Annotated in this window: 9 protein-coding genes; 3 read left to right on the forward strand and 6 right to left on the reverse strand. The window is 70.6% G+C overall.

Features of this window, described 5'->3' with window-relative positions:
* The first annotated feature begins 244 nt into the window (after nucleotides 1-244).
* Nucleotides 245-1,654 carry a type I glutamate--ammonia ligase gene (gene glnA, locus NUT86_RS12390; RefSeq protein ID WP_274735145.1) on the forward strand — a complete coding sequence of 470 codons (1,410 nt, stop codon included), beginning with the start codon at nucleotides 245-247 and terminating at the stop codon, nucleotides 1,652-1,654.
* A gap of 80 nt (nucleotides 1,655-1,734) precedes the next feature.
* Here glnA and NUT86_RS12395 read toward each other — a convergent pair whose 3' ends face one another.
* Entirely contained in the window at nucleotides 1,735-2,649 is a 915-nt protein-coding gene (locus NUT86_RS12395; RefSeq protein WP_274735147.1) for a hypothetical protein, read from the reverse strand.
* 229 nt (nucleotides 2,650-2,878) lie between these two features.
* On the opposite strand from NUT86_RS12395, the gene NUT86_RS12400 reads away from it, so the two are divergent.
* Nucleotides 2,879-4,297 (forward strand): hypothetical protein, encoded by a 1,419-nt coding sequence (locus NUT86_RS12400; RefSeq protein ID WP_274735148.1) that lies wholly within the window; start codon nucleotides 2,879-2,881, stop codon nucleotides 4,295-4,297.
* A 759-nt stretch (nucleotides 4,298-5,056) separates the two neighbouring features.
* On the opposite strand, the gene NUT86_RS12405 is transcribed toward NUT86_RS12400, so the two are convergent.
* The 4 genes from NUT86_RS12405 to NUT86_RS12420 form a co-directional block, all read right to left on the reverse strand.
* The gene (locus NUT86_RS12405; protein ID WP_274735150.1) at nucleotides 5,057-9,358 is read right to left on the reverse strand and encodes a WD40 repeat domain-containing protein; all 4,302 of its coding nucleotides are present in this window, start codon (nucleotides 9,356-9,358) and stop codon (nucleotides 5,057-5,059) included.
* Nucleotides 9,355-10,224, reverse strand: a complete 870-nt coding sequence (locus tag NUT86_RS12410) for a hypothetical protein (protein ID WP_274735152.1) — start codon at nucleotides 10,222-10,224, stop codon at nucleotides 9,355-9,357. The genes NUT86_RS12405 and NUT86_RS12410 overlap by 4 nt, the downstream gene beginning before the upstream one ends.
* A 219-nt stretch (nucleotides 10,225-10,443) precedes the next feature.
* Nucleotides 10,444-12,969 (reverse strand): protein kinase domain-containing protein, encoded by a 2,526-nt coding sequence (locus NUT86_RS12415; protein WP_274735154.1) that lies wholly within the window; start codon nucleotides 12,967-12,969, stop codon nucleotides 10,444-10,446.
* Between the two features lie 2 nt (nucleotides 12,970-12,971).
* Nucleotides 12,972-15,347, reverse strand: coding sequence for a protein kinase domain-containing protein (locus NUT86_RS12420; RefSeq protein WP_274735156.1), 2,376 nt, complete (start codon nucleotides 15,345-15,347; stop codon nucleotides 12,972-12,974).
* Between the two features lie 270 nt (nucleotides 15,348-15,617).
* Between NUT86_RS12420 and NUT86_RS12425 the strand changes: the two genes are divergently transcribed.
* Complete coding sequence (locus NUT86_RS12425) at nucleotides 15,618-16,484, forward strand: Fpg/Nei family DNA glycosylase (RefSeq protein ID WP_266448270.1); 867 nt, start codon at nucleotides 15,618-15,620, stop codon at nucleotides 16,482-16,484.
* A gap of 35 nt (nucleotides 16,485-16,519) precedes the next feature.
* Here the strand turns inward: NUT86_RS12425 and NUT86_RS12430 are convergent, their stop codons facing one another.
* Nucleotides 16,520-18,334 (reverse strand): choline/carnitine O-acyltransferase, encoded by a 1,815-nt coding sequence (locus tag NUT86_RS12430; RefSeq protein WP_274735159.1) that lies wholly within the window; start codon nucleotides 18,332-18,334, stop codon nucleotides 16,520-16,522.
* Between the last annotated feature and the right edge of the window lie 48 nt (nucleotides 18,335-18,382).

Below are 18,382 nucleotides of genomic sequence, written 5' to 3' on the forward strand. Positions count from 1 at the left end.
AGAAGGGGCCAGGACGGCTCGGCGGGCCACGGGACGGGAGGGCGGCAGCGGCCGCCCGGAACATCCCTCTTTGGCGCACACTGGGAGGTAAGGGCGGCCGCCGCCGGTTAACCTCGGCGAAACAAATGGGTCATGCTTGGGAAATCCCGCCTGCCTATGGTCGGGCATCGCGCCACCGCACATGGTCGCGTTCCGAGTAGCAATCCCGCGTCCGCCGACCGGTGACCGGGCTAGGAGGAGTTGGATGTTCCAGAACGCCGACGAGGCCAAGAAGTTCATCGCGGACGAGGACGTGAAGTTCGTCGACGTCAGGTTCTGCGACCTGCCCGGTGTGATGCAGCACTTCACCATCCCGGCAAAGGCGTTCGACCCGGCCGAGGAACTCGCCTTCGACGGCTCCTCGATCCGCGGCTTCCAGGCCATTCACGAGTCCGACATGGCGCTGCGCGCGGACCTGTCGACGGCTCGCGTGGACCCGTTCCGCCGCGACAAGACCGTCAACATCAACTTCTTCATCCACGACCCGATCACGGGCGAGCAGTACAGCCGTGACCCGCGCAACATCGCCAAGAAGGCCGAGGCCTACCTCGCCTCCACCGGCATCGCGGACACCGCCTTCTTCGGCCCCGAGGCCGAGTTCTACGTCTTCGACAGCGTGCGCTTCGAGACCGGCGCGAACCAGTCCTTCTACCACATCGACTCCGAGGCCGGCGCCTGGAACACCGGCTCGGAGGAGAACAACCGCGGCTACAAGGTCCGGTACAAGGGCGGCTACTTCCCGGCCCCGCCGGTCGACCACTTCGCCGACCTGCGCGCCGAGATCTCCCTGGAGCTGGACAAGGCCGGCCTGGAGGTCGAGCGCCAGCACCACGAGGTCGGCACGGCCGGCCAGGCGGAGATCAACTACAAGTTCAACACGCTGCTCGCCGCCGCCGACGACCTGATGCTCTTCAAGTACATCGTGAAGAACGTCGCCTGGCGCAACGGCAAGACCGCGACCTTCATGCCCAAGCCGATCTTCGGTGACAACGGCTCCGGCATGCACGTCCACCAGTCCCTGTGGCAGGGTGGCGCGCCGCTCTTCTACGACGAGCAGGGCTACGCGGGCCTCTCGGACACCGCCCGCTACTACATCGGCGGCATCCTCAAGCACGCCCCGTCGCTGCTGGCCTTCACCAACCCGACGGTGAACTCCTACCACCGTCTGGTCCCCGGCTTCGAGGCCCCGGTCAACCTGGTCTACTCGCAGCGCAACCGCTCCGCGGCCATGCGTATCCCGATCACGGGCTCGAACCCGAAGGCCAAGCGCGTCGAGTTCCGCGCCCCGGACCCGTCCTCGAACCCGTACCTCGCCTTCTCCGCCCTTCTCCTCGCGGGCCTGGACGGCGTCAAGAACAAGATCGAGCCGGCCGAGCCGATCGACAAGGACCTCTACGAGCTCGCCCCCGAGGAGCACGCGGGCGTCCCCCAGGTCCCGACCTCCCTCCCGGCCGTCCTCGACGCCCTCGAGGCCGACAACGAGTACCTCCAGCAGGGCGGCGTCTTCACCTCCGACCTGATCGAGACCTGGATCGACTACAAGCGCACCAACGAAATCGCCCCGATCCAGCTGCGGCCGCACCCGCACGAGTTCGAGCTTTACTTCGACCTCTGAGCCGCGGATTCCGTGCGAAGGCCGCCACCCCGCTCCGGGGTGGCGGCCTTCGCCGTGAGGGCCCCGGACGGGCGAGCAGACTAGGCCGCGGGCGGCTCGGGGATGCGCCAGATGATGTGGAACCGCTCGGCGTCGCGAAACCCGAGCGGGGCCACCGGGCTGATCTGCTTGATCAGGTAGCCGAAGACCATGTGATGCGCCTCCTCCGACACCTCGTCCCAGGTGTCCGGAGTCACGATCATCACCTCGCGCATCAGGCTCAGATCCGACTCGTTCTCCAGCATCTCCGCCCGGTCGTCGCGGTCCATCGCCTCGTCGGCGCGCATGGCACGGATCGACTCCGCGAGGAGATTCGGCTCACGGCCAAGTCGCCGCAGAATCTCCTGGTAGCCGTACTGGAAGGCCGCGTACGCCTCCATGGCCTCCCGGTCGGGATTGCGGTAGCCGTACGGCGCACCCTCCTCTACCCCGACGTAGTCACCCTTCAGCGTGTGCAGCAGGGCCCGCAGCGCGTGTTCGGCTCCCTGCTCCTCGATGAACCGCGCCATCCCATGGACCCATTGGTCCTCGGGTATCAGCGGCTCGTGAGGGGCGGCGAGCGAGGGATGGATCTCGATGGCACTGAAAGGGTTGACCAACATGCCCATGACCAGCTCGGGCGTCCACTTGCCGTCCTCACCTCCCCAGCCGCCGTTGACGAGCTCCTGGAACGACTTCAGCGCGCCGGACTCCCCTTCACCGATCACGCGCCACAGCAGCAGGAACCTGGCTGTCTCGGACTCCTCGTCCCGGGGCGGGCTGCACAGCCCGGCCAGGACAACGACGATGTCGTGAACGGTCTCCCAGCGCGGCACCCGTATCCCGTTGACGGCGGAGCGCACGGTCTCATGGCTGGCGTCCGACAACTGGTCATCGCGGCTGCGAATGAGCGTGCTTACCTTCCGGAAGCTCAACCGGCCCGCCGAGCGGTGCAGTTCCTGCAGCGCTTCTGCCAACTCTCGGTGTCGACCGGCCGGTTGCGGTGGGGTGCTGGAAGCGGCCAAGGAAGTTCCTCCCTGTTCAGAGTGTCAAGTTCCGTCAACACGGTAGAAGCTGCAGGCCAGGGCCGAGTCAGTATTCGTCAACTTCGCCGGTCCGCCCGCCAAACCGTGACTCGCGGCCGACCGGCGACGTGAGCATGGAGTAGGCGCCGACGGAGCGCCTTCGCCCAAGGAGTTGCCGCGCATGCACATCCCTGCCTACGCCCATGACACGATTCGCGCCGCCGCGTTGCCCCGCATGCCCACGTCTCGGCAGGTGGGCGGCTTGGACTGCTGCTTGTGCGACAAGCCGTTCGGTGAAGCCCTCGCCGCCATACCGCTCAGGCCGACACCGACGTCCGGGCTGTTCGGATGCCGCCCCTGTCTGACCCGGTTGGTCACCCGGGCACGGCGGGCCCGCGACGCCGCGCTGGCCCACGACGCCGAGCGTGCCCAAGCGGAGTCTGCGGCCTGGATGCCGGTACGTGAACGCCATCTCGCCCGGCTCGGCAGCGTGCGGCAGGCCGCTGAGGCCGTGGCCGGGCTGGCCCGGGGCGGGGATACCGAGGCACTGCGCGTCGCCTGGCTACTGGTTTCGCTGGAATCCGCGTACACCTGGGTCCCCGACGCTCCGGAATCACCCGCTTCTGTGGATCGTGAGGACTCGGAGATGAAAGACGAGGCCTTCCGGCTCGACCTGGCCATGATCACGGCGCGGGAGGCGGTGGCGGAGCGGCTGGCCTATCACCTTCTCAACGAGGCGCGGCCCGAGGAGCCGGAGATGTGCAAGGAGTTCGAATGCCCGGAAGGCTGCTCGGGACGCCACGACTCCACACATATCGACTGCGGGCCGGATGCCGTCTTCGACGATCTGGCGGAGTACGGCATCACCGTGGAGCAGCCGGAGCCCGAACCCCTGTCACCTCGGCTCGCGGCCCTCTTGGGGAGGACCGAGGCCGAAGAGAAGCACTCACCGCTTCCGGGAATCGAGGAGCAGGCCCCCGTTGTCCTGGCGCACTTCGGGATCGATCCGGACGACACGGACGTCCTGGTGAGCGCGGCTGCGGTCGGCCTGGTAGCCGACGCCTGGCGCGAGGGGCCGCTGGATGTGATCCACGCGGCCGACGACGGGCCGAACGACGGGGAGATGTTCGCGCAGAGCGTCGATCTGTACCGCAGGGCCCGCGCGGCGCTGGTGGCCGCGCAGGACGACGGACCCGAGGTGCTGCTCGCGTTCGTGGCCGTCGCCTCGGACGTGGACCTTCCGTGGGCCGGCGGCTCGCGCTTCGCGCTACGGACGGTGTCCGAATCTGCGGCGGAGTTCGTCCAGCACGTCGACGACCGGGTCTGGTTCACCGCGGAAGTGATGCGTGAACAGGGATGGCGCGCGGGACTGCTGCACAGAGCCGCTTCGGCCGCGTTCAAGGCTCCCACTCACTTCGGAATGCCAGGCTGGCCCAGCGCCGTCGCCTCAGCGATGGAACGTCTCGCCCTGCTCGACCGGTCGGGCGCGCCCGAGGCGCTAGCCGACCTCGCGGCGGTGGAGGCCTCGTTGCTCGAAGCGCCCGACCAGCTGGGGGCGGACGCCCTCGACTGGATTGCTTACCAGGCACTGCTCGGCTAGCGCGCCCCGTGAGTTGGGACAACCTCAGCCTGATCATCCTTGCCGCCTTCGGTTGCCTCACGCTCCTCCTGACACAGGTAGGCGAGGTGCTGTCGAAGCTTCCGCAGATCATTCGTGCTTGGCGGCAAGTACGAAACGAGCTGCGCAACGGGGCGGATCATGACTGCCAGGAGACCTCGCCGGAGTATGACGACCGAAGTGTCGGACCGGCGCCCGAGGCAGCACGTTCCTCTGACACGCCCTATCGGCGTGAAACACATGGAGAACCATCCGCACGGAGTATCGATGAGTGATCCGCTCGATTCCCTGGAGTCGTATATCCCGGGTGGAGCGTCCAGCCAGGAATAGCCGCTGTGTGTCGCCAGGTGCAACGGTTGTGCACCAAGCGTCTCTGGGAGAGAGCGTTGATACAGGTCAGAAGCAATTCCATGCTCTACTTCGACATCTAAAGGGCGGGGTCGGGCGACCTGGGTCTACGGCCCGGAGACCTGCCGTGACCTGGGAAAGCGCTGTTCGACAGTTCTCACTGTTCCCGGCTGCTTTCCAGGGCCTTGTGCACCGGCCACCGCGACACCTGACCCAAGATCAGATGAGAGTGCGGGTCGCCATCTCCAGGGAGGAGATGGCGGCCCGCACTTGCGTCATGAGCCGCTCAGCGCCCTCTCAGAGGGTGGGTGTCTTGTGGACTGCGGTGCGGACTGTTGCGCTTGCGGCCCGGGGCCCGTGCGCCACCCTTGTGGGAGGAGAGCCGCACCCGAATCAGCGTGGCTCACGCGGCGGACGCCGCCCGAAGACCGCGACATCGGCGCCCATGCTCAGTACGAGATCCCCCTCGGTCGTAAGGGCGACGGCCTGGGGACTGCTCGCCGCCAGGAGCCCGGCGGGCTCGCCTGTACGAAGGTTCCACGCCCGTACCGTCCCATCGAGCTCACCGCCGCTTGAAACCGCGATCGGGGTGCCGTTCAGGACTGTGCACGCCACCGCGCCCACCGGGCCGTTGTGACCGATCAAGGGCTGGTCGAGCGGCTTGCCGGAGAGCAGGTCCCACGCCAGCACCTTCCCGTCACTGCCGCCGGTCACCGCGACCGGCTTGCCGTCCAGGCTCGTACACGCCACCGCGAACACTCCGCCGTCGTGTCCTTCCATGGGCGAGCCGATGGGCTTGCCGGAGGGCAGATCCCATAACCGCACCGTCCCGTCGCTCCCGCCGGTCACCGCGACCGGCCTGCCCTGCCAACTCGCACACGCCACAGCGCGCACCCAGCCCTCGTGACCTTTCATGGGAGGACCGAGGGGCGTACGGGAGGCCAGATCCCAACCTCGCACCGTCCTGTCCTGTCCGCCGCTCACCGCGACCGGCCTGCCCTGCCAGCTCGCGCACGCCACCGCGCGCACCCAGTCGTCGTGGCCGGTCAAGGGATTGCCGATCGGGGTACCGGAGGCCAGATCCCACACGCGCACCTTGTGGTCCTCGCCGCCGGTCAACGCGACCTGCTTGCCATTCAGGCCCGTGCACGCCACCGCGTATACCGTTCCGTCGTGCCCAGTCATGGGCCTGCCGACAGGGGTACCGGAGGTCAGGTCCCACACCCGTACGGTTGCGTCGCTGCTGCCGGTCACCGCGACCTGTCTGTTGTTCAGGCTTGTGCACGCCACGGCGTACACCCAGTCGTCGTGGCCGGTGCGCGGATTGCCGAGCGGAGTGCCGGCGGTGAGGTCCCATACCCGGACCGTCCCCTTGCCCTCGCCGCCGCCGGTTACTGCTACAGGGGTGTCGTCCAGCCTCGTACAGGCCACCGAATTCACCCAGTCGCCGTGGCCGACCATTGGCTGTCCGATGCGGGTACGAGAGGGCAGATCCCACAGGCGTACCGTCCTGTTGCTGCCGGTCACCGCGACCGAATTGCCAGACCACGCCACTGCTCGCACCCAGTCGTCGTGGCCGGTCAGGGGTTTGCCGAGAGAGGTCCCGGAGGCCAGATCCCACACACGCACCTTGCGGTCCTTGCCGCCGGTCAACGCAACGGGCCTGCCGTTCACGTTCGTACAAGCCACCGTGTAAACCCTGCCGTCGTGACCGGTCGGGGCACCGAGGCGTCTTAGGGAACCGAGGCGTGTTCCGGAGGCCAGATTCCACGCGAGTACGGTGCCGTCACTGCCGCCGGTCACCGCGATGGGCGCGCCCTCCCGGTACGTACACGCGACCGCCAGCACCTCGCCGTTGTGGCCGGGCAGGGGATCGCCGAGGGGCGTACCGGAGACCAGGTCCCACACCCGAACGGTGCCGTCACTGCCGCCGGTCACCGCGATGGGCGCGCTCTCGCGGTACGTACACGCGACCGCCAGCACCTTGCCGTCGTGGCCGGTCAGGGGGCGCCCCCGGGCAGTGCCGGAGACCAGGTCCCATACGCGCACCGTTCCATCATCGCCGCCCGTCACAGCGACGGGGGTTTTGCCGAGATTCGCGCACGCCACCGCGAGCACCTTGCCGTCATGGCCGGTCAGGGGCTGGCCGACAGCCGTACCCGCGGCCAGATCCCACACCCGCACCGTCCCGTCGTCGCCGCCGGCCACCGCGACCGGCCTGCCGCCCAGGCTGGTACACGCCACCGCTCTCACCCTGTCCTCGTGACCGGTCAGGGTGTCGCGCAACGCCGGGGAGAAGTTGCTTCCCGTGGCCCACCGGGGTGCCCAGTTCCCCTCCGGGATGTGGTCGGCCAACTGCTGCTGCAAGGAGTCGGCGCCTGCCCGCGCGGCGTCCAGGGCGAGTACCTGTCGGCGGACAGCCGCGGTAGCGGTTCCGTGGATGCTGATGGAGGCGCGGTAGACCGCTGCCGTCAGCCGGGCACGCTCGGTGCGGGCGTGGTGCAAGTGTGGGGTGAGGCCGCGGGGGGTGGCGTGGACGAGGTATTCGGTGTCAGTGACGGTCTCGTCGAGGCGTCCGGCTGCGGCCCCGTGGGTGGCAAGGTAGTTGAGGGTGTAGGGGTGCGCGCGGGACCAGTCGCGGGTCGAGTCGCCTCGGTAGGGCACGCGGTCGATCAGGACATCGGTGAACGCCGCGTGCACGGCTTGCGGGTCGATGCCGTCGCGCAGGTGCTCTGCCAGGGCCTGGTGGTAGAGGCGGTAGGCGGAGCGGCCGGATTCGGTGGCTTCCACAGCGTAGGAGCCGGCCGTGTCGCGCAGCCACAGGAGGTCGTCGTCGGTGTAGGTACGGCCGGAGATCGCGGAGGCCAGCGGGGCCCAGATGTCTTCCCAGGGCAGACCCTGGCCTTCGGCGAAGGCCAGGGGGCGCAGGAGGTCCGCGGCCCGTTGCGCGTCCGGGCCCAGGCGGTGCGTGAGGTCGTCGTGCATGGCCTGTCCGGGCAGGCGGGGCAGGCTGTTCTGCCACTGCCGGTCCGACGGGTCGGCGATGACGTCGTCGGCTGCGGCGAGGGTGCCGGCGGCGATGCGGGCGACGAGGAACGACGTTCCGGCGGCAGCGGCGACCGCTTGGGCGACCGGAGCTGCTGCTTCGGGGTGCCGGCTGTAGGGAGAGGTGCGGTGGGCGTCGAGCAGGTTGTAGACGGTGTAGGCCTGCAGCGCCTCGGGGTCGGCGTAGCGGGGGTCGTCGAGATCGACGACCTGCTCGCTGGTGGAGTGGTGCCTGGCGGTGATGCCGAGGCGGTCCAGGAGGTGCGGGCGGGTGCCGAGCAGGAGGCAGATGCGGCCGTCCGAGTGGTCGATCAGGGGACGCAGGATCTGTGAGCACAGGGTGTCGGGTGTGGCGGCCTCGTCCAGGGCGTCGATGAGGACGGTGAACGGCCGCTCGCCCTGTCGTGCGCCCAGGGCTTCGAGCAGTTCGCCGACGGTGTCGGCGTGCACGTGGGCCGCGGCGGCCAGCGCGTGCAGCACGTCGGTGTCGGTGAGGTTCTGGGCGTAGACGGTGACGTCGAGCGCGCCTTCCTCGGGGATCAGTTGGGGGGCGAGGTTGAGGGAGTCGATGGGGACGGTGCGGCGGCGTTCGGGATGGGCCAGGGCGGCGATCAGGCCGAGTACGGCGGTCTTGCCCGAGCCGGGGCCCGCGGTGACGACCCGGCACGTCGATTCGCTGCCGGTGCCGGGCGAGCGGAGCCAGTTGGCGAGGTGGTCCAGGGCCGCGTGGCGGCCGCAGAACCACCAGCCCTGGGAGGCGTCGCCGTGGTACCCCATGGCGCGTACCAGCAGGCGGGTGGTGAATTCGGTGTCGCGGCGCCGGGCCTGTTCGTCGAACTCGGCGGCCTGCTGGACGGCCAGGTCCACGTCGGTCAGCCGGGTGCTGTGACGCGGGTTGGGCAAGAAGGCGGGCGGCTCCCCGGTCAGCCCGATCAGGGCCAGGCCGATGCGCTGGTACGCGGGCCGGTCACGGTGGTCGTTCATCTGCTGCACCACGGCGGACACCGACAGCGTATCCGGGCCGTGCCCGGCGGTGGCCTGGCTGGCCACCGCCTCGGTGAGCAGGTGGGGGAAGGCGCCGGCCTTGGCCTGCTGGTGCGGCTGGGCGGAGGAGACCACCACCAGCCCCGATCCGGTGGTCTGTCCCCACTTCGCGCCGATGCGCCCCAGGGCGGCCGCGGCCAGTTCGTTGCCGCCCTGCCCGGAGTAGCAGGTGTCCAGCAACAGCATCAGCCGCCGTACCTTCGTTCCGACCAGCATTTTGCGGGCCAGCTCCACGGCGGGCAACGAGGTACCGGCGATGTTGTCCCCGTCGCTCTCCGCGGTCAACAAGACGTACTCGCCGCCCTCGTCGAGGACCTCGCCATGGCAGGCCAGGTAGACCACGATCACGTCGTCCTCGCGACGGTCCGGAGACGTGCAGAACGCGTTCAACTGGCCGGTCAGCTGGGTGCCGGTGGGGTCCAGCCCGAGGCCGGTGTAGTGCTGGTAGCCCAGCTCGCCCGTGAACAGCTCGATGACGCGCTCACGGGCGTCGATCAGCTCCCGCCGGTCCAGCTCAGGGGAATTGGGGTACCGGGAGACGGCGGTGGCGATCAGGAACCGGCGTGGCTCCTCCGTACCCGCACCGTCGATGTGCAGAGCGGTCATTTCAGCCCTTCCACGATCGCGCGCCCGCACAACTCATCGGTCAGATACGCGGTCGCATCATGCGCGTGGGAACCGTTGTGCACCCGCACTGAACGCAGGCCCTCACCGAAAGCGGGCCGCAGATCCTTCACCAGCGCGACCACATCGCCCTCATCAGTGATGTTCGTCCACACCAGGTCCTGCCCACCCGGCCACACCCCCTGCGCCGCGCGGCCCAACCCGACCGGCCGGGGCTCCAGCCGATGGAAAATCAAGTTCGGGATGCCCAGCGGAGACCCCAGGGTCACCAAGGCCCGCACCCGATGGCCGGGCAGGGCGCACAGCGCCTCATAGGCGACCACCGAGCCCAGGGAGTGCGCCACCACCACCCGGGTGTCCTCCCCGATGGCATCGATCACCCGTGTACGAGCCCGGGTCCGCAACTCGGCGTCGAGGAGGTAGCGGTGGACCTGTTTCACGTCGAAGACCATGGAGCGCAGGGCGAGACCGGCGAAGAACCGCGACCCCGACAGGGCCCGCAGCGCAGCCTGCACCGAGCGCGGCGCCGCAACGAGAGTGTCCGCCCCAGGAGGCACCACGCCGGGATCGGTCTCGGCCGCCGCACGCCACCAGGCCCGCAGCAGCTCCTGCTCGAAACCCTCGCCCACATCGGCGGCCGTGAAGCGAGGATCCCCGACCGCGAGATACTGCCCGGCCGGTCGGAACAAGTCCCCATAGAACGCCATCGCCACATCCGACTCGGACACGGCATCGCCGCCCCCCGCGCGGCGCAACCCATCGGCCAAAGCAGGCTGCCACTCGTTCAACAGCGTGCCCTCGCCTAACAGTTGCTTGCCGATCCCGTGCACCCCCACCACACGCGGCACAAGAACCCCCGGAACTCTCTCAGCTGTAACAAGCACTGTAGGCACAACCATCGACCACCATGCCAGCAGCGGCTGGATCCGGGCGCGTGATCTACAGCTCGACTTGCCTGCCAACGCCCGAGACGTCCCGAGCGGTTGCCCCGGGGCGGGACAACCGCTCGTTGCGCATCCCCCTCGGCCTGCGCTGTCGCTGGTCGGTGAACTCCGGTGCAGCCCCGGTCACTTCCCGTCGGCCCCGATCGCCGTCAGCCCCTTCTCGGTGGGCCCGTAGGCCTGGTCGTTGTCGGCCCAGAAGGCTACGGGGGAGGTCCATGAGGCGGTGCTGCCGGTGAATTCGTAGGTCCAGTGGGCTTTTCCGTTGTTGGGGTCCAGGGCCCAGAGTTGGGCCTGGGCCCAGAGGTAGAGCTTGTTGTCGGTGCACTGGAGGGCGAGAACTCCGGAGCGGAGTGTCGGGAGGGAGCCTGCCCAGCGGACGGTGCCGGTTTTGGCGTGGAAGGCGTAGACGAAGAGGTGGCCCTGGTAGTCGGGGCCGGCGGCGTAGACGGTGGCGCCGTCGGGTGCGGCCGCCACGGCGTGGAAGATCCTGCGGTCGGGAGACTGCCAGGCCTTCTGGCCGTTCGTGGCGTCGACGGCATAGAGGCGGTCGGACAGGTAGAGGAAGTTGCCGCCGGCCGAGCAGTGCGGGCCGTCGTGCCAGGAGACGAGGAAGATGTCGCTGTCGTGGCCGGAGGTCTGGCCGCCTCCTGGGGCGGGCTGTTGCCACTGGGGCTTGCCGCGGGCGTTGACGTCCAGTCCGGAGAGCTTCGGGGCGCTCCCGTCGGGGTTGCTGCTGGTCCACAGCAGGCGGGTACCGGACGACGGGACTTTCAGGGAGTTCTGTCCCGGGGCCACGCTCTGGGCCGTGGTCTCCCAGCGGATCTTTCCGGTCGTCTGGTCCACGGCCCAGATGAAGCTCTTCTGGGAGAAGAGGTCCGATCCCTTCGACTGGCCGGAGCGCAGCTTTTCGAGTTCGGAGCGCAGGTCTTTCATGTCGGAGGAGAGGTTGCTGCGTGACATCGTGCCGGTGACGTAGACCGTGTCGTCGAGCATCCCGGGCACCCACGCGGTGGCCACTCCGGTGTCCGGCCCGCCGGTGGTCCAGGCGACCTTGCCGGTGGCGAGGTCCACGGCCCGCAGTACGTGGGCGGGTTCCAGCACCCAGCCCGTCCGGCCGCGCATCTTCGTCTGTCCCACGGCGAACGCCCTGCCGTGGCCGATGACGACGGGGCAGCCGCCCATGCCGGCGGTCATCTGGGTCGAGAGGTTGGCCAGCGGTCCCCACGTGGGGCGGCCCGCGCGGTCGAACGCCCAGAGGTGCTTGCCGCTGACGGCGACGACCGTCCCGTCCCCGCCCGTCACCTGGGTCAGCGGTTCGGTGAGGGGCGCCGTCCACAGTGGGGTCGCGGTGGTGCGGGTGGCGAGCGAGCGCGAGGGGTCCTTGAGGGAGCGGGCGGCCGGCGGTTTCCCGTCGGCGCGGCCGTCCCACAGCGACAGGGCGAGCGTCGTGCCGCCGCCGGCCAGCGCCACGGTGCCGCCGGCCAGGCCGAGCAGCAGCTTGCGGCGGGTGGGCGGCGGGGCCGGGGCTAGGGCCGAGGCCGGGGCCGGTGCCGGGGCCGGTGGTGCGTCCAGGGCCGGTGGCGCGTCCGGGAAGTCCGGGGCCGGTGCGTACGCGGGTTCCGGCCACCCCGGCGGGGGTGTCTGTCCGGCGGCCGGGGAGGGCCAGGCACCGGGGACGGGCCGGAGTTGTGTGGCCGGGGTCGGTGCGGCGTCGGAATCACCGGGCAGGGCGGGCATGCGTTGCGTCGGGCCCGGAGCGGACGGCTGCGTAGGCGCCATGACCGCGGACGCCTCTTCGATCGCGGCGATCAGGGCCGGCGGCAGCCAGCCGCCCGGTACCGCCGACTCCGCTTCCCGCTCGATGAATTGGACGACCTGCCGCGGCGTCGGACGGTCGGTGGGGTCCTTCGCGAGACAGGCCGCGACCATCAGCCGCAGCCCGTCCGGCACCGCGGACAGATCCGGCTCGTCCTCCACCACCCGTTTCAGGACGTCCGGGACGCGGCCCGTGCCGAACGGACTCGACCCGAGCGCGGCGAAGGCGAGGGTCGCCCCCAGCGAGAACATATCGCTCGCCGGGGAGAGCGGTTCCCCTTTTCCCTGCTCGGGAGACATGTACGCGGGTGTACCGAGGACCACTCCGGTGGTGGTCAGCGCGGTCCCCTCGGCGGCCCGCGCGATGCCGAAGTCGATGACGTACGGCCCGTCGAGAGCCAGCAGCACGTTCGCGGGTTTCAGGTCCCGGTGCGTCAGCCCCGCGGCGTGGATGGTCACCAGCGCCTCGGCGATGCCGGCGGTCAGGGCCCGTAACGCCGTCTCGGGCAGCGGGCCGCCGATCGCCACCGCGCGGTGCAGGGAGATCCCCGGTACGAAGGCCGTCGCCATCCACGGCACGGCGGCGTCCGGGTCCGCGTCGACCACCGGGGCGGTGAAGGCACCGGAGGCGGCGCGCGCGGCCGACACCTCGGCACGGAACCGGGCGCGGAACTTGGGGTCGCCGCCCAGTTCCGGGCGGATCAGTTTCACCGCGACGGTGCGGCCACCGGCCGACCGGCCGAGGTAGACCGATCCCATACCGCCCGATCCCAGGCGGCCCAGCAGTGTGTAGGGGCCGACCCGGGGCGGGTCCGAGGGGTCCAACGGCTCCATTCTCAGGCTCCGTTCGCATGCAGTGCGGCGACTGTCGTGGCCGTCGGGTCCGAGAGGCAGAGGCGGCCGTCACCGGCTGTCCACGCCAGTTTCGAGGGATCGGTTCCCTTCATGCCGGTGTACTTCCAGCGGGGTTTGCCGTTCGACGGGTCAAATGCCCACACGACGGAGTCCGCACCCATCCGGTACAGGTTTCCGTCGGCGCACAGGAGGCGGGCACCGAAGGACCGGGAGTCCTTGGAGTCGGCGGGGACCGGCACCTTCCACCGCGTCCGGCCGGTCCCGCTGTCCAGGGCGCCCAGTGAGTAGCCGTGGTCCTTGTCCTGCCAGAGGGCGTAGAGGACGCTTCCGTCCTTGTCGGTGGCGATGCCGTCACCCCGGAGGGACATCGGGACGGCGTCCGGAACCTCCCACACGCTCTTTCCGGTCGCCGCGTCCAGCGCCGACATCCGGCCGCCGCCGTCGACGAGGACGAAGTGCCGCCCGGCGGCGTCGACGGTGTGCGGCTCCACCTTCTTCGACCAGGCGACCTCGCCCTTGGCGTCGAGCGCCCGCAGCCGGGTGGTGCTCGCGAACAGGGCGCCGTCACCGCGCTGCGGCAGGGCCGAGAAGATGAGACCCGCGTCCTCGCCGTGGAACCAGGAGGTCTTCCGGGACGCGAGGTCCAGCGCCCAGACGTGGTAGCCCGCGGGAGACGGACCGTGGTCCTTCCCGTCACCGAAGCCGATCAGATACGCCGTGCCGTCCAGGACGCCGCAGAAGCGGAGCACTCCCTGGGTGTGGGGCCGGTCCAGCGTCGCCGTCCAGGCGGCCTTGCCCTTGGCCAGGTCGATGGCGAGTACGGCGCTGCGCATCTCCATCGACTTCATCGCCATCCCGGCCACGTACAGGTGGCCGTCGTCCACCGCGGCGATGACGTTCGGCAGCGAGCCCTGGACCGAGAAGGCGAGGCCGTGGTCGGCGCCGCTCACGGTCCACTTCGTACGGCCCTCGTCGTCGAGCGCCAGGACCTTCTCCAGGGAGGGGCACACCACCACGCCGTCGGTCGAGATCACCTGCGGGCAGGTCGCGGACTGCTTCATCTTCCAGGCCAGGGTCGCCTCGGGGACATCGTTGCCAGAGGGGCGGGGGCCGCTGCCCGACCCGCCCTTGGCCTCCCCGGAAGCGCTCAGGGCCAGCCCGAGCCAGGTGCCCGCCCCGGCCACCGCGAGCGTTCCCCCGGCCAGCCCGAGGAGCAGCTTTCTGCGCCCCAACCAGGGGCGGCCGGACGGGGACTGCGGGCCGCCCGCATACGGGCCGCCTGCATTCGGACCACCTGCAGTCGGACCGCCCGGCTCCCGACCGCCCACACCCGGACCGCCCGACTCCGGACCGCCCGACTCCGCCGGGACGGGCCCCGCCGGCCCGGAGGCCGGAACGCCGGAGGCCGGAACGCCGACGGCCGGAGCACCGAGGCCCGGGGTCACCTGGGTGAACGGCAGCGTCGGCGGGGGTTCGGGCAGGGTCGTCATGACGGCCCGCACGGCGATGATGTCGGCGGCGACCGCGTCCGGGAGCCAGCCGCCCGACGGGACGGGGTGGCCCTCCCGCTCGACGAACTCGGACACCTGGCGCGGGGTCGGCCGGTCGTCGGGGTCCTTGGCCAGACAGGCCGCGATCAGGTCCCGGAGCCCCGCCGGGACCGCGCCGAGGTCCGGTTCGGTGTGCACGATACGGAACAGCACCCCCGCTGCCGCACCCGCGCCGAACAGGCTGTCGCCGCGTGCGGCGAAGGCGATCGCCGAGCCCAGCGAGAAGGTGTCGCTGGCCGAGGTGAGCGCCTCCCCCACCGCCTGCTCCGGCGACATGTACGGCGCCGAGCCGATGATCGCGCCGGTGGACGTCAGCGCCGTGCCGTCGACGGCCCGTGCGATCCCGAAGTCGATGACGCGCGGCCCGTCCAGCGCCAGCAGGACGTTCGCCGGTTTCAGATCGCGGTGGATCAGCCCGGCGTCGTGCACGCTGGCCAGCGCCTCCGCCACCCCGGCCGTCAACGCCCACAGCACGTTCTCGGGTAAGGGGCCCCGTGTGCTCACCGCCTGCTCCAGCGACACGCCGACGACGAAGGTGGTCGCCATCCACGGGATCCGGGCCCGCGTATCGGCGTCCACGACCGGGGCCGTGAAGGCTCCGGAGACCAGCCGCGCCGCCTCGACCTCGCGCTGGAACCGGTCCCGGAACGCGTCGTCCCGCGCCAGATCCGGCCGCACCACCTTCACCGCGACCGTGCGGCCCCGGGCCCGGCCGAGGTACACCGCGCCCATCCCTCCGGCACCCAAGCGGCCGAAGAGCGTGTAGGGCCCGATCCGCCGCGGGTCCGCGGCACCGAGCTGCTTCATCGCATCCCCCTTCAATGAGCCCCCACAGGCTACTGCCGGATCCGCGGGCACCCACCCTGATTCGGATCAACCCGTCCGGCCCAACGGGCGGTGTTTTTCCGGCTGTTGGGGCGACGGCTCGCCGCTGCGCCGCGGCCTCGCACCCTCCGCCCTGGGTTGACCGTGCGAGTCACCGGCCCTGCCTGCCGAACGGTCGCGGAGGCCGGCTCCGGCCGGTTCGGTGCCCCCGTCCCCGCGCCCCGGTCGCGCCGCCCGAGGCAGACTGGCGATATGCCTGAATTGCCGGAAGTTGAATCGCTCGCACGGTTCCTCGCCGACCACCTGGCCGGCCGGGCCGTCGACCGCGTGTATCCCGTCGCCGTACATGCGCTCAAGACCTATGACCCGCCGGTCACCGCGCTCGAAGGGGGTGCGTGCGAGGGGGTGACGCGGTACGGGAAGTTTCTCGATTGTCAGGTCGGGGGGCTGCATCTGGTGCTGCACCTGGCCAGGGCGGGGTGGGTGCGGTGGAGCGACAAGCTGCCGGCGGTGCCGCCGCGGCCCGGGAAGGGGCCGCTGGCGCTGCGGGTGCGGCTCGCCGGAGCGGACGGGGCGGGGTTCGACGTGACCGAGGCGGGGAGCCAGAAGCACCTCGCGGTGTATGTCGTACGGGATCCGCGGGAGGTGCCCGGTGTGGCGCGGCTGGGGCCCGATCCGCTGTCGGCGGACTTCACCCCGGAGGCCTTCCGTGCGCTGCTGGAGGGGGAGCGCCGCCAGATCAAGGGCGTGCTGCGCGACCAGAGCGTGCTGGCGGGGATCGGGAACGCCTACTCGGACGAGATTCTGCACGCCGCCCGGATGTCGCCGTTCAAGCTGGCCGCGAAGCTCTCGGAGGAGGAGGTGGAGCGGCTGTACGCGGTGATCGGGGCGACGCTCCAGGAGGCGGTCGAGCGGTCCCGGGGGCTGGCCCTGAAGGATCTCAAGGCGGAGAAGAAGAGCGGGCTGCGGGTGCACGGGCGCAAGGGCGAGCCCTGCCCGGTGTGCGGGGACACGATCCGCGAGGTGTCGTTCAGCGATTCGGCGCTGCAGTACTGCCCCACCTGCCAGACGGGCGGTAAGCCCCTCGCGGACCGGCGGCTGTCCCGGCTGCTGAAGTAGACGAGCCGGGGACGGCCGCCGGTCCGCGCGGGTGGTCAGTCCCCGGAACCGTCGGACGCCAGCAGCTCCCGCAGTTCTGCCACCGCCTCACGGAGCCGGTCGGCGAAGACCTGCATCGGGCCGGCCACCGCCTGCGGGGTGCTCAGATAGACGTGGAAGCTGTCGGGCAGCAGGACATAGGCGACGCCGATACAGCGGCTGCTGGTGGAGCCGAAGCCGAAGTACTGGATGTGCGCGGACGGGGCGGAGCTGGTGCTCAGGTAGTCGTCCCGCATCGTCAGCCAGCCCGGTGTCCGGTAGAGGGCGGGCTGCTCGGTCACGCCGAGCTCCGCCCCGCGCCGCCGCTGGATCAGCTCCAGTTCCCACAGGTGCTGCTCGGGTGCCTCGCCGGCCTGGCACTCCTTGGCGCGCGTCACATGCTTGCCGGCGGCGGCCCGGAACGCGGCCCGGCGGGCGTCCGCCGAGGCCGCCGGGTCCTCCATCGCGGCCACGAACGCCTGGATCTCCGGGGTGACGACGCGCATCGCCTCGGTCCGGCCGCGCCGCCACTGGCGGGTGGCGATCGACTCGTAGGTGGCGCCGAGGTGCCCCTTGGCGCGCTGGTGGGCCAGCTGGTAGGCGAGCTGGACGAAGGCGTCCGGTGAGGCGCCCAGCGCCTTGGCGGTGGTGCTGCCGAAGTCGTCGAAGGCCACGGTCCGGGTGGCGGTGGCCGCCCCGTACTCCGCGAAGGCGTCGGCGGCGGAGCGCACCTGTGCCCGGAGTGCGTCGTCCAGCTCGAAGACGACCGGCTCCAGGGCCGGGAGCCCCTGGGAACGGGCCCCGGACCGGCGGGAGTGTTCCTCGGCCGGGGTGCTGAGCAGGGCGTCGGTGAAGCTGAGGATGGTGGTCCCGTCCAGCTCGCAGTGCTCCACGTTGATGCCCGCCCGGCCGTCGGCGAACACGATCAGGGACACGGCCTTGTCGAACCAGCGGTTGCCGCGGTCGCCGTACAGCAGCTGGTCGCAGGCCTCCTGCGTGTCGGCGGGGGCGGAGTCCTCCAGGCAGACGCAGAACAGGGCGGTCTCGATGTCGTCCAGGGCGTCCGCGTTGCGGGGGTGGTGGGCGCGCAGGGACTCCCGGGCGTCGGCCCACTCCGCGCGCGCCATGGTGGTGAGGTGGCCGACCGAGGTGCCGGCCGCGGCCGGTTCGGCGCCGGCCTTCTGCACGGCGCGCAGTCCCGCTTCGAGGTCGTCGAGGCTGTGCGGGACGCCGTCCGCGCCGAGCACCTCCATCCGGAACATGGTGCCGCGGTGGAACACCACGATGTGACGGGCCCCGGACGGGCCCGGCCAGGCGTCGGTGTAGGGGCTGCGGACGGTGTCCTGCTGCGCGCCGGGAATGCGGGTGGCGGAGAACAGGTACTTGTTCTGCACCATCGACTGGGGCACGCCCCGCTGCACCACCGGCGGGATGAGCTCCTGATCCAGCTGGCGCTTGTAGTCGACGGCGCCGGCGATGAGCCCGGCCGCCCGCTCGACCTGTGACTGCGGCTGTCCGGGGGCGGGGTCCTGGAACAGGAAGAAGAAGTTGGCGTTGAGCGCGATCCGGTCCCGGCGGCCCAGGTAGCGGTACGGCCAGAAGGTGTCGAGCCAGCTGTGGACGCCCTCCGTGGCGTCGTACTCCTCCAGCGCCGACTGCAGCACCCGGCCGGGGCCGCCGGGACGGAGGAAGGCGGCCACCTCCGCCTCGGTCGCCGCCCGCTCGTCGGCGGTCAGCAGCGGCGCGCACCAGTCGAGGAACCTCTCGCAGCTCGCTTCCAGCGTGGGCAGCGGCACCCGCGGGAGGCTGTCCTCCTGGGCGAAGGTTGTCATGGCGGCCCTTTCCTGACGGTTATTCAATTCTGCTCTCTCGATTCGGAT

Source organism: Streptomyces sp. G7(2002) (assembly GCF_028870195.1).
In the GTDB taxonomy this organism is placed as follows: Bacteria; Actinomycetota; Actinomycetes; order Streptomycetales; family Streptomycetaceae; genus Streptomyces; species Streptomyces nigrescens.